The 12984-nt window shown below is 56.6% G+C and carries 7 protein-coding genes; 4 read left to right on the forward strand and 3 right to left on the reverse strand.

All coding sequences use genetic code 11. The features are described 5' to 3' along the window. Positions 1–61 precede the first annotated feature (61 nt). Positions 62–3694 carry a BamA/TamA family outer membrane protein gene (locus EGT74_RS11650; RefSeq protein WP_123846669.1) on the reverse strand — a complete coding sequence of 1211 codons (3633 nt, stop codon included), beginning with the start codon at positions 3692–3694 and terminating at the stop codon, positions 62–64. A gap of 2 nt (positions 3695–3696) precedes the next feature. Further along, positions 3697–4554, reverse strand: a complete 858-nt coding sequence (locus tag EGT74_RS11655) for a hypothetical protein (protein ID WP_123846670.1) — start codon at positions 4552–4554, stop codon at positions 3697–3699. 82 nt (positions 4555–4636) lie between these two features. On the opposite strand from EGT74_RS11655, the gene EGT74_RS11660 reads away from it, so the two are divergent. Genes EGT74_RS11660 through EGT74_RS11675 form a run of 4 tightly spaced genes read left to right on the forward strand, consistent with a single transcriptional unit; the run spans position 4637 to position 9803 of the window. Then, positions 4637–5902, forward strand: coding sequence for a Pycsar system effector family protein (locus tag EGT74_RS11660; RefSeq protein WP_123846671.1), 1266 nt, complete (start codon positions 4637–4639; stop codon positions 5900–5902). Between the two features lie 12 nt (positions 5903–5914). Next, a complete protein-coding gene (gene ppk1 / locus EGT74_RS11665; protein ID WP_123846672.1) occupies positions 5915–7897 on the forward strand; it encodes a polyphosphate kinase 1 in 1983 nt (660 codons plus the stop codon). An 11-nt stretch (positions 7898–7908) separates the two neighbouring features. Continuing rightward, positions 7909–8397: a DUF4442 domain-containing protein gene (locus EGT74_RS11670; RefSeq protein WP_123846673.1), complete on the forward strand. Its 489-nt coding sequence runs from the start codon at positions 7909–7911 to the stop codon at positions 8395–8397. A gap of 2 nt (positions 8398–8399) precedes the next feature. Then, positions 8400–9803 (forward strand): MBL fold metallo-hydrolase RNA specificity domain-containing protein, encoded by a 1404-nt coding sequence (locus tag EGT74_RS11675; RefSeq protein ID WP_123846674.1) that lies wholly within the window; start codon positions 8400–8402, stop codon positions 9801–9803. Here EGT74_RS11675 and EGT74_RS11680 read toward each other — a convergent pair. Continuing rightward, complete coding sequence (locus EGT74_RS11680; RefSeq protein ID WP_123846675.1) at positions 9800–12910, reverse strand: sensor histidine kinase; 3111 nt, start codon at positions 12908–12910, stop codon at positions 9800–9802. The genes EGT74_RS11675 and EGT74_RS11680 overlap by 4 nt on opposite strands. Between the last annotated feature and the right edge of the window lie 74 nt (positions 12911–12984).

Raw genomic sequence — 12984 nt, forward strand, 5'->3', positions numbered from 1 at the left:
CAAGTATTGCAAATAAAAACGCCCGGCGATCAGCCGGGCGTTTCACATTATAAGCAGGTTATCAGAATTTAAACCCGAACGTTACGTACGGCAGGGTGCCTTCACGCGAATGCCCCAGCATGGCCGTTACAATGAACATGTTGATGGGAGAGAGGTAGAGGCCGCCTCCGAAACCATTGTGCCACTGCCCGGACTTTTCTTCCTTCACCCATACGCGGCCCACGTCGTTAAACGCGATGAGGCCTACAGAGCCCGGAATGATATAGGACGTGAAGTCGAACAGTTTGATCCGGAGCTCCAGGTTGTTGTACAGCATGCTGGTGCCGCTGAAACGGTTGTTGCGGAAACCGCGCAGGTTGGAGGAACCGCCCAGCGAGAGGGCCTGGAAGAACTCCGGTTTGCCCCAGGTTGTGCCGCCGCCGAAACGGGCTACGAACACCACGTTGGGCGGCAGGCCCAGCGAAGCGTAAATGCTCATGTCGGAGCGCAGCTGCGCGTAGTTGTTGCTGGCGCCGTTCAGCCCTTTGTTCCCCTGGATGGTAGTGGTCCACAGCAATCCGCGGGTGGCCACAAGATCATTGTCGCGCGTGTCGATATTGAAACCGAGCCGCAGGCCCGCATGCAATTTGTTGGCGAACAGCTGCGCGGAATCGAGCTTGTTGAGGTCATAGTTGGTGAGGTAGCGGCCCGCATTGTCTTCCGCATTGAGCGTGACCGCGGTGATCGACGGCGTGATGGTGCCGCTGATGTTCTGGGCGAGGTTGGTCCGCAGCGACACTTCGCCCATATAAATATTGAACCGGCCGCGGTAGTACCGTATAGCGGGATCCGTTATTTCCTTGTCGTATGACGTTTCGTTACCGAAACCGAAGAAGTTGGCGGTGTTGTGCGGTGCGCGTATCAACGCGCCGATCAGCAGGTCCGAGCGGCCGATCACATCGTTGAACTGGCCCTGGTACTTGAACTGGTAAGCCTGGGTGGCCACCGCGTGCATCCCGGAAATGACGTGCTTCACGGCGAACGAATCTTTCCGGAAGCCGTGGCCTTTGTATTGCAGGCCCAGGCCCAGCAGCAGGCCATCGTCGAGGTTATAGCCGCCGGCGATGAGGGGTTGCAGGATGTTGTATTGGAAGGCCTTCCGGTTGTAGTGGATCACCGCCGGGTCGGACGACAGGCGCAGGCGCTCGTTGCTGTTCACGGCAAAACTGTCCGGCCCCTTGGCGAGGTCGTAGATCATGGTGCGTTTGCCGCTCCTGCGGGCGCTGCTGTCGATATACGTATCCTTTTCACGGCCGCCGATGAGGCGGATGCGGATGGGGCTGCCTTCGTTGCCGCGGAGAACGAACCGGTCTTCGCCGCCGAGGCCGTAAATTGCCACCTCTTTGGTATGCGCCGGGTTGAAGGTCCTGTTGTACAGCGTTTGTTCCAGCTCTCCCTTTTTGCTGATCTTCTGCGAGGTCACGTTCACAAAACCATCGGGCTGGCGGGTGATGGTGAACTGTTCGTTTTTGACGGACCCCGTTACGTCCACGCCCTTGGCGAGAAAGCGGTAGTATTTCAGCGCTTCTTTTTGGAGGATGCCCCTTCTGGCTTTCAGCGTACGGATCATCATACTGTCTACCTGCTTGCGGATGGCAGGCTGCAGCTGGTTTACCGCCGATACGATGAGCGTGTCGGTCATCAGCACGGTCATGTTTTTCGACATTCTCTCCCAGGTGGAGTCTTCCAGGCCGTTGAGCATATTCCGGTCGAGGAAGCGGGGGTTGAAGTTCCATCCGCCGATGTCGGGGATTTTGGTGCGGAAGCCCTGCACTGCCGGGAATATGTACCGTTTTGCGGCGAGGCGGGGAATAACGCCCTGGTTCACGAAAAACGCCTGGTCGCGGTCGCGGGGGATGGGATAAAATTCCTTGGCCTTTTTATCTTTTTCCGCATACCAGCGCCACTGGTCTTCGTGGCGGTCCCAGTCCGCCATAAAGATATCGAGCAGGCGGGCCTGCAGGTAAGCGCGCTGGTTCACGCTGTTGTCGTTATCGGAAGCAAGGTCTTCCAGTACCTTGAGCGTATTGTATGTTTTGCTGGCCGTTACCGGTTCCCTTTCTTCAAAGAGGTACACGCCATCCGCAAAGTCTTTCCGGTAAATACCCAGCGCGGTATCGTTAGGCAGGTATACGAAGCGGGGATTGGTATGGGGCACGCCGGCAGCTTCGGCCAGGGGCGCCACCACCAGCGGGGCGTAGGGGTTGGCGGCGGATATCTGGTCCTGCACCACTTCACGGGCGAAGGTTTCACGGAGGGCTTCGGGCACGGCGCTGAGCGGATCCTTTTTGAGGGAGCGCAGCACCCATTCGCGGCCGCTTTTATCTTCCAGCCGCAGGGAGCGCGTTTGTTTGCCGCCGCCACGTTTGAGGATTTTCAGGGTATCCAGTTCCATCACCGGGAAGGTAAGGGCCGTGGCCCAAACGGAGCGGTAGTTGCGGCCGAGCATCAGGCGGTGAAAACCATTCACGTCTGCATACTGCGAATCCGCGGCAACGGTCACGAGTTTCGGGAACGCGGTGGCCGCGATGGCTTCCTCGCGCCGGTGGTACGCCGCCAGATCGAGCAGCTCGCTGGTGTAGAGAGGCGCAGCATCGTGGTCGTTATAAAAGCGGGCATATATTTTCCCGTTCTTCAGCACTTCCAGCACCGTATAACCGTTGACGGAGGTGGCGAAGAGAGAGTTCCTGCCTTTTTTGACCTGGTTGTCTTTCGCGCCGGCGCCGCTCACGATGAAGTTGCGGTTGCCTTCGCGGATGAGCTGCAGCGTATGGTCGTGGCCGGACACGAACACCACGGGCGCATCGCCCGGGATGGCGGTTTCTATGCCTTTGATCATCCGGCGGTAGAGCGGGTGCGGCATGTCTTCCCGTGTGCCGAACACACCGCGCACCAGCGGGTAAACGGAGCCGATCACGGGCAGCGGCACATAGAGGTACGGTTTGGCGTCGGTTAAGGGGAAGATGTGTTTTTTGAAGGTATAATATCCGCCATGTGGACCGTGGCTACGCAGCGGATGATGCCCGGCGAACACCAGCAGTTTGGTAGGGTTGCGGGCCGCAATGTCGGCAATGGCCGTGAGCACCTCGTCCTCCGTTTTGCAGTCGCAGCCCGATTCGATGCCCGGCTTTTTACCGGGGTACAGCCACCATTCGGTGTCCATGATCACCAGCAGCACGTTGTCGCCGAGGGCTACGGTTTCCGGGCCCGGGCAGCCGGACTTCGGCAGGAACTGCACGTTGGGCAGCTGCATCGAATCGATGTACAACTGTTGCTGCATGACCGTGCGCCAGCCTTCCGGGCGGTGTTTCGACCAGTCGTGGTTGCCAGGCACGAAGATGCCTTCCGCTTTGGTGCCTTTCACGAGGCTCACCTGGTAGTCGAGGATGCTTTCCTTTTCCCGCCGGTTCTTCGCGGCGGGGTCGGGCAACCCCAGCGGGTATACGTTGTCGCCCAGGTAAAGCACGGTATTTTTCCCCCGCTGCAGGTCGATGTTCCTTTTGACGGCATCGATGACGGGGATTTTACCATTGTGCATTTCCCCCGCGTCGCCGATGAGGATGATGCGTTGCTGTATGCTGTCTGCCGACTGAGCATGCGCGCCTGCTGCCGTCAGCAGGAAAAGGGTGATCAATACGTATAGCCTGGTGTGCATAGTTATTTGGTGTGCGGATGGTACTTAAATTTGAGGATATCGGCGGTGTTTTCCTCGTCTCCTTCGTTTGAAATATACATGTCGCCGTTAGGCGCAAAGGTAATGCCTTCCGGTTGTGAAAAATGTTTCCGCGGCAGGGGATGCGCTTCCAGGACTTTGCCGGAGAGGTCGGTAATGACGAGCAGGCGGTTGATGGAAGCCACGATGTACACCCGGTTTTCGAGGGGGTGCACGGCGGCGGCGGAAGGCCGGAAGTGTTTGGAGGGCGATTCTTTCAGCCCGGGAATGTCCCTGTTCTCGAAACGGAAGGCGGCTGCGGAATCGTACCGCAGGCTGTCCATCCGGAAAGCATACACGCTGGTGGCTTTCTCGCCTTTATCTTCCTCGCAGTTTTTACAGATAATGAAGGTGGTGTTTTTGCCGGCATCGTAATAGGCCGCTTCGAATTCCCGTTTGCCGGGCACCGGGAAATGGAAGGCTTCGGAGTCCGTAGAGTCGGTGAAAAGACCGGCCACCTTATACATGGTGCCGTTGCTTTTCAGCACCAGCCAGTCGTTTCCCGCATGCACCACTTCTTCATAGTCGCCTCCTTTGCCGAATTTCCAGGAAGGGTAGGGATCGGTCGTGCGCAGGCCTACCTGGAAGAGTTTGCCCTGCTCGTCGTTATTGGCGATGAAGTTGGATTCGTCGCCGTTATACACGAGGCCGGAGATTTCCTGGAGCGACTCACGGACTTTAAAACGCTCCGGCTTTGAGAGCTCGTATCCTTGCGGGGAGGTGGCTCCTTTTTCCTGTTTTTCCCCGACCATCTGGCAGGAGAAGAACAGCAACAGCAGGGCGTAATACTTAATAAGCTTCATAAAACCGGACTTTAGACAATAAAATTAACGCAAAAAATGACGTAATTTGGAATTGAATTCTTCTCTGTAAATACAATATCCAATGGAAATTAGTTCAGTGATTGCCGCCGCGCAGCTTTATGTAACCCAACAGTTTGATCAGCATACCGAGCCTGTACTGGTATATCATAACAAGGCGCATACGCTGCAGGTGGTACATGCGGCGGAACAGATCACCGCGCATTACCGGTTGCCTGAGCAGGAATTGCTCGTGGTGATGATCGCCGTATGGTTTCATGATATGGGGTATTTATTGGGAGAGCGTCAGCATCACGAGCAGGCCGGCGCCGATGCCGCACGGGCCTTCGCACTGTCGCAGGGCCTGCCAGAAGCCACCGCACAACAGATAGCAGGCTGCATACTGGCCACCAAAATGCCGCAGGCGCCGCAGAACCTGCTGGAGCAGATCGTTTGCGACGCCGATCTTTTTCACCTGGGCACCAAGGAATTTTCAAAGCGCAACAAACTCCTCCGCGCCGAAACCGAACTGGCCACCGGCAGTAAAATATCGGGGGCCGACTGGGCGAAGTCGAGCATACAGTTCCTCGAATCGCATAAATATCACACCGCTTACAGCCAGACGCTGCTGAAGCAGCAGAAAGAAGAGAACCTGGAAAAGCTCCGCACCAAGCTCGAGGAAAAACAGAGCGAAGCGCTGCGCGAGCAGGAGAAAGAGCGGGAGAAAGAAAAGAAACAGCTCAAAGCGGCCGAGAAACAGTTTGAGAAGGTGCATGAAAAAGAACTGAAAGGGGAAAAGGGGGAAAAGGACAAACGCTCCAGCCGAGGCGTGGAAACCATGTTCCGCACCACTTCCACCAATCACATCCGCCTGAGCTCCATGGCCGATTCCAAGGCCAATATCATGATATCGGTGAACGCCATCATCATTTCCGTATTGCTCTCCGTGCTGCTTCGCAAGCTGGAAGACTACCCGCAGTTCATCCTGCCCGCCATCCTCTTCCTGACCACGAGCGTCACCACCATCGTGTTTGCCGTGCTGGCCACGCGCCCGAATGTGACGAGCGGCCGTTTCACCGACCTCGACATCCGCAGCAAAAAATCGAACCTGCTCTTTTTCGGGAACTTCCACCAGATGACTTACCAGGAATACGAAGACGGGATGGAAACGATCATGGGGAACGGGGAGTATCTTTACAGCAATATGATACACGACATCTACAACCTGGGCGTGGTGCTGGGGCGCAAATACAGGCTGCTCCGCTTCGCTTACAATACATTTATGTTCGGGCTCATCGCTTCGGTGCTGGCATTTACGATTGCAGCTTTGTTTTTTTCGTCAAAAGGATAGGATTTGTACAAGATGGATACATCACTGAACGACAGGGACCTGAGCTGGCTTTCTTTCAACGGCCGTGTGCTGATGATGGCGGGCGATGAGGCAGTGCCTTTATTCGAACGCGTTCGTTTTCTCTCGATTTTTTCTTCGAACCTCGACGAGTTTTTCAGGGTGCGCATGCCCGCTTTGATGGCGCTGCACCAGCTCGAAGAGGCCAATACCAGCGTATTGCCGCAGGCGCAGGCCGAAATCGGCCGGCAGTTGAACCTGTATGGCAGCATGCTGAAAAATGTATTGCAGGCGCTGCAGCAGAAGGGCATTCACCTTCATTATGGCACGCCGCTGCCGCCCGAAGCGGCCGTGCAGGACTATTTCCACAGCACGGTGATGGGCCTGCTGCATCCCGTGGTACTGCAACTGCACACCCCGGCGGAAACCTTCCTCGAAAACAACGCCCTCTACCTCATAGCCGGTTTTGAAGACGGGGGCATGGGCATGGTCAACATCCCTTCCGGTATCTTACCCCGTTTCCTGAAACTCTCCGGCGGCGGCATCGCCTTCCTCGATGATGTGGTGCGCGCGCACCTGGACCTCGTGTTTCCCGGGAGATCAGTGCAGGGTGCATACAGCATCAAGCTGACCCGCGATGCAGAAATCGATGTGGACGAATTCAGCGGCACGCTGCTGCAGAAGGTGGAGAACATGCTCATCAAGCGCGACCTGGGGTTGCCGACGAGGTTTCTGTACGATGCGGCCATGCCGGAACACCTGCAGGCCGCGCTGGCGAAATACTTCCGGATAGCCCCGCAGGAAATGGTGGCCGGCGGAAGGTACCATCATCTCCGCGACCTGGCCGACATGCCGCTGCCCTCCAAAGACCCGTCGCTCTTTTACCCGCCCATGCCGCCCGCCCGCGTGAAGCCGCTGGATGGCGAAAAAGGTCTGCTCGACACCGTGCTGGAGCAGGACGTGGTGCTGCATGTGCCCTACCAGAATTATGATTACATCCTCCGGTATTTCAACGAGGCCGCCCTCGACCCGGATGTCAAAGAAATATATGTGACTCTCTACCGCGTGGCGTCCGGCTCGCAGATCGTGCATGCCCTTATCAGCGCGGCCCGCAACGGCAAGCAGGTAACGGTGATGGTGGAACTGAAAGCGCGGTTCGACGAAGCGAATAATGTACGCTGGGCCAAACGGATGAAGGAAGCCGGCATCAAAATACTCTACAGCATCCCCAACCTGAAGGTGCACGCGAAAGTGGCGCTGGTCAAAAGGCAGCGCGGCAACACCTGGGATTATGTGGGCCTGATGGCTACCGGCAATTTCAACGAAAGCACCGCCCGTTTTTATACCGATCATGTGCTGCTCACGGCGCATAAGGAAATGACGCAGGAACTGGAGTTGCTGTTCCTCTATATGCAAACCGGCATCGCCCCTGCCCGCTACAATTTTATTCCCTTCAATCATTTACTGGTAGCGCAGTTCAACCTGATGGACCGGTTCCTGGGCATGATCGCCCGCGAGGCGGAACATGCCCGTGCCGGCCGGAAGGCGCGCATCGTCATCAAGCTCAACAACCTGCAGGAAAAGGAAATGATCGCCGCACTGTACGCCGCCGTGGAAGCAGGCGTGGAGGTGGTGCTGATCATACGCAGTATCTGCTGCATTGTGCCGCAGCCAGGCATTACGGTGCGGAGGATCGTAGACCGCTACCTCGAGCACGCGCGGATATTTTATTTTCAGAACAACGGAAACGAAGAGATATATATGGGCAGTGCGGACTGGATGAACCGCAACCTGCACCGCCGGATAGAAGTGTGTTTCCCCATTTACGACAAAACGTATTTCCGGCAGCTGAAAGATATTCTGGACATTCAGCTGGCGGATAACACAAATGCCGTAATATTGGACAGGCAAATCAATAATGTGCCGGTGGAAAAACCGACCGGCGAACCCGGGGTGAATGCACAGCGGGCCATTTCCGCTTACGTGCACAACCTGTAATAATTGAACATATGGCCGTACCCGTAGCGAACAATCGGTTTATCAGGCTGGTGAACAACCGCTTCCGGTTTTCCCTGTTCCTTTTATACAAGCTGCCCAGCGCCTGGCTGGCCGGCGTGAGGGTGGTTTCCATGGATGCGCACAGCTGCACCACGGTGGTGCCTTTCCGCTGGCTCTCGCAGAACCCGTTCAGATCCACCTACTTCGCCTGCCTGGCTATGGCGGCGGAAATGAGCTCCGGCGTGCTGGCCATCGCACATACGCAGGGAGCGGGTTTGCGTGTATCCATGCTCGTTACAGGGATGGAGGCGCTCTTCCTTAAAAAAGCCAAAACAAAAACATACTTCACCTGCGAAGCCGGCGACGATATTCATCGTGCCGTAGCACTGGCCGTGAACAGCGGCGAACCTTCCACCATCCATATCAAGGTGACGGGGAAACAGGAAGATGGTATAGAAATTGCCAGATTCCAGATCACGTGGAGTTTTAAAAAAGTATAGCTATGAAGATAACATTTCATGGTGCCGCCAGAACCGTTACCGGTTCAAAGCACCTGATCACCCTGAAGAACGGAAAGAAGATTTTACTGGATTGCGGGATGTACCAGGGTATGGGCCGGGAAACTGTGCCCCTCAATCACGATTTCGGGTTCGATCCGCAGGAAGTGGACGTGATGATCCTTTCCCACGCCCACATCGACCACTCCGGCCTCGTGCCGCGTTTGTGCAAGCTGGGCTATAAAGGCGATATCTATTGTACGCCCGCCTCGCGCGACCTCTCTGAAATACTGCTCCTCGACTCCGCCGAGATACAGGAAGACGATATCAAGTTCGTCAACAAAAAGAATGCTAGGGAAGGAAAACCGTACATCCAGCCGTTATATACGCTGGAAGACGCCAAACGTGCAGTGGAACAGCTGACGCCCGTTCCGTACGGCAAATGGCACCGCATCGATGAAGATCTCGAAGTATTGTTCACCGACGCGGGCCATATCATCGGCAGTGCCTGTGTGCACCTGCGCATCACGGAATCGGGCGTTACGCGGCAGGTGACCTTCAGCGGCGACATCGGCCGATATGGCGACCCCATCCTCAAATCACCCGAAGTATTCCCCCAGGCCGATTATATCATCATGGAATCCACATACGGCAGCACGCTGCATGCCGATGTGGAGCCGACAGATGAAGCGTTGCTCAAGTTCATCCACGAAACCTGCGTGGTGAAAAAGGGCAAACTCATCATCCCCGCTTTCAGCGTGGGCCGCACCCAGGAATTGCTCTATGCGCTCAACCGCGCACAGCTGGCGGGCAAACTGCCTAGAGTGGATCTGTTCGTAGACAGTCCGCTGTCGCTCGAAGCCACCCAGGTCACGCGCATGCACCCGGAATGTTTCAACAGGAAGGTCGCCAAAATGCTGGAAGTGGATGACGACCCGTTCAGCTTCCCCGGCCTGCGGTATATCAAAACGGTGGAAGAATCGAAAATGCTCAACTTCCGCAAGGAACCCTGCGTGATCATCTCCGCATCGGGCATGGCGGAAGCCGGCCGCGTGAAGCACCACATCGCCAATAACATCGGCGAGTGGAAAAACACCGTGCTGATCGTGGGGTACTGCGAACCGCAATCACTCGGCGGCCGCCTGATGCGCGGTGCTACCGAAGTATCGATTTACGGTGAGCGGCACGAGGTGAAAGCGGAAGTAGGCGTTATCCGTTCCATGAGCGCGCACGGCGATTATGAAGATATGAGCCAGTGGCTGGCCTGCCAGAATCCGCGCGGGGTGAAGAAATTATTCCTCGTACATGGGGAATATGAAGTGCAGACGGTGTTTAAAGACTGGCTCCACAAAAAAGGATTCGACGATATTGAAATACCCGAGCGGCACGAGGAGATCGGCCTGGGTTAATCGTCCTGCAGCGGGAACCACAGGTTCACGCGCGTACCGGAAGGTTTGCCGGCGGCATCCCGGAGGTCCTCGATATCAAAAGAAGCATCCAGATTGAACCGGCTGTTGTAAATCTGCAGCCGGTCTTTTGTTATCTGCAGGCCCCGCGACACATGCGCGGGATGGCTTTGCTGCTTGATGATGGTAGCGGCATCGCGGCCGATACCATCATCTTCGATCACCACATGTATCTGCCCGTTTTCCCGGATGAAAGCGATGTGCAATAACCCCTTTTCCTCCTTGTGCAGCAGCCCGTGCCAGATGGCGTTTTCCACGAAGGGCTGTAGCACCATGGCGGGTATCTCCACGAAGTCGCTGTCCAGCGCAGGGTCCACGTCTATCCTGTAATCGAATTTATTATCGAGGCGCAGTTTCTCCAGCTCGAGGTAGTTCTCCAGCATGCTGCCTTCCCGTGTGATGGAAATGTTGTTGAGCTGCGAGGTGTCCAGCACGTTACGGATCAGCCGCGCGAAGCGGCTGAGATAGGCGAGGGCCTGCTCCGTCTGATTTTTCATCATGAACGTCTGGATGGAATTGAGTGCATTGAAAATGAAATGCGGGTTCATCTGTGCGCGCAGCGCCTTCATCTCCAGCTGCGCCAGTTCTTCGCGGAAGGCCGCGCGGCTCTTGGCGTCTTTTTTCACGAGGTACACGCGGAAGCGGAAGTACCCGTAAATGAGGCCCAGCAGCACCAGCACGCCGAGCGCCCTGAACCACCACGTTTGCCAGAACGCGGGTTTTATCTCGATGCGGAAATAAGTGGTGTTGCGCGAAAATATCCCGGCTGTGTTCATGCTTTTTACGCGGAAGGTATAGCGGCCGGGGGAAAGATCGGTGTACCGCGCCACCAGCAGGCTTTCGGCCGGCAGCCAGTCGGCGTCCACGCCTTCGAGTTGATAATAGTACCGGGCATTCTCGTTATGGTATTGCAGTGATTTGAACGAGATGCTGATAAAGTTCTGATCGTGCGGGAGCATGATGGCGCGGTCGGTGCCGGCTACGGAATCGGTGTTCACCAGCTGGTTCATCACCCGCATCTCCACGATGGTCACATCGGGCGGTGCGGGTTTTTCCTGGAGGTGCTGCGGTGAAAAACTCACCGCGTGGTCGGAGGCGCCCACCAGCAGGTCGCCGTTCGAAAGCAGGGCAATGTTGCGCCGCACGCGGCGGTGGTTGTCGATGATATCGTCGTTCTGTATGAAGGCGCTGAAGGTGCGGGTTTTGCCGTTGAGGCGGTAAAAGCCGTACTGCGTCGTGAACCAGATGGCATCTTCTTCGGCGGCTTTATGCATGCTCAGGATCCATTCGTCGAAATGTTCGCCGTTGATATCCTGTACCTCCCAGGTGTTGCGGAGATGGTTGTAGAAAAAGATGCCGTGGTCGGTGCCCGCCACCAGCAGGCTGTCGTTGTACCGCAGCAGGCTTGTGATGTTGCGCACGGTATCGTTGTGGTGGCGGAACATGACCTGTTTTTCCACCAGCCCGCGGTCTTTGTGGAAGCGGAGCAGTCCGCCGCTGGTGGTGGCGAGCCAGAGCAGGGAATCGGCCTGCGGCACGATGGCCATCACCGAAGTATTGCGCTGTATGGCATGCAGCACCTGCGGATAGTTGGAGATGGTGTTCTGTACAGGGTTCCAGCGGGCAAGGCCGTGTTTGTATATGCCTAGCCAAACGGTGGTGTCTTTTTCCGGTGTGATGGTGAGCACGGTCTGGTCGTACAGCCCCTTGGGCCGGTAGTTTTTAAAGCGGCGCTGCTGCGGATCGAATTCGGAGATGTACCCGTTTTCCTGCCCGATCAGGATGCGGCCGTTGCGCAGCTCCGCAAAGCTCCACACGAGGCTTCTTTCCTCCGGCAGACCGTTGCCGGTGGCGCTGTAGGTGTATTGCTGCTGCAGCTGGAGCGCAGTGTTGAGCCGTACGAACCCTGCTCCCCAATAGCCGATGTAGGCGTCGCCGTTGGTGGCGCGGTAAATTCCGGTCACTTCCGAATCGGGGAAGCTGCGGCGGTAATCGAGGCGGGTGAACGACTGGTTGTGCAGGCTCATGATGTTGATGCCCTTGTCGGTGCCCACCCAGAGGTGGCCATCGCGGTCGTGCAGCAGGCAGTTGGATTCATAGTCGAAGTGCAGGCCCAGCGCGTCCGCATTGTTGCCGGGGATGCGCAGGTCGAAAGTATCGTGGGTATTGTTATGCCGGTAAAGGCCGTTGCCCAGCATGGCGGTCCAGATGTTGCCCTGAAGGTCTTCGCTGATGTCGTACACCTGGTCGCTGTCGTTATTTCTGTTCACGAAGCGGTAAGCCCGCAGCCGGTTATTGACAGGGTTCCAGACGAACAGCTCCTTGCTGCCGCGGCTGGCCATCCAGATACGGTGTTTCGAATCTTCATACAGTTTCTTGACGCTGTAGCCCATACCGAAAGCGGTCAGGCCGGCGGGGTTGTTGTAATGGCTGTACACTTCACGGCGGTCGGCGCTGTACACGTAAAGGCCGTTGGTGCCGCTCAGCCAGAGGCGACCGGTATAGTCTTCAAGAATGGCGCTGTTCATCTGGCGGCGGATACTGTCCGGCAGCCCGGGCGCCCTGCGGAAGCGGCTGGCCGCACTGTCGAGCATCAACAGCCCGGCGGAGGTAGTGGTCCAGATCACGCCTTTGTTATCCTGGATAATGGCATGGCAGCCCACATTGCCGGCAAACAGCAGTCCGTCTTCGATCGGCACGGCTCTTACTTTGGCGGTAACGGGGTCGTACATACGGATGTTGTCCGGCGTGCCTATCCAGATGCGGCCTGTACGGTCTTCGAACAGGGCGATATCTTCATAATACATCGAACCGGGCAGCCGGTCGAAGTTGGTGATGGTCAGGAAACGTTCGCCGTCGTAGCGCTGAAGGGCGGTGCCGGCTATCCAGATAAAACCCTTACGGTCTTGCAGGATGGAGGATATATGATTCCCCGCCAACCCGTCTTCAATGGAGATATGAGAGAAGGTATAGGTATCAGTCCGCTGTGCCCGGGCAGCGATGCCGTGCAAACAAACTGCCAGTATCATGAATATCCGGGTCAGACGCATTGGCGCAAAGGTACAAAAGGAGCCTGTGAGATGCGTAAAGGATAAGGGCTTCCCGCGTTATGATTTCATGAATC

This window comes from Chitinophaga lutea (assembly GCF_003813775.1).
Lineage (GTDB): Bacteria > Bacteroidota > Bacteroidia > Chitinophagales > Chitinophagaceae > Chitinophaga > Chitinophaga lutea.

Coding starts and splice junctions, on each gene's coding strand:
- EGT74_RS11650 (WP_123846669.1), bottom strand. CDS start 3,694: ATGCACACCAGGCTATACGTATTGATCACCCTTTTCCTGCTGACGGCA.
- EGT74_RS11655 (WP_123846670.1), bottom strand. CDS start 4,554: ATGAAGCTTATTAAGTATTACGCCCTGCTGTTGCTGTTCTTCTCCTGC.
- EGT74_RS11660 (WP_123846671.1), top strand. CDS start 4,637: ATGGAAATTAGTTCAGTGATTGCCGCCGCGCAGCTTTATGTAACCCAA.
- ppk1 (WP_123846672.1), top strand. CDS start 5,915: ATGGATACATCACTGAACGACAGGGACCTGAGCTGGCTTTCTTTCAAC.
- EGT74_RS11670 (WP_123846673.1), top strand. CDS start 7,909: ATGGCCGTACCCGTAGCGAACAATCGGTTTATCAGGCTGGTGAACAAC.
- EGT74_RS11675 (WP_123846674.1), top strand. CDS start 8,400: ATGAAGATAACATTTCATGGTGCCGCCAGAACCGTTACCGGTTCAAAG.
- EGT74_RS11680 (WP_123846675.1), bottom strand. CDS start 12,910: ATGCGTCTGACCCGGATATTCATGATACTGGCAGTTTGTTTGCACGGC.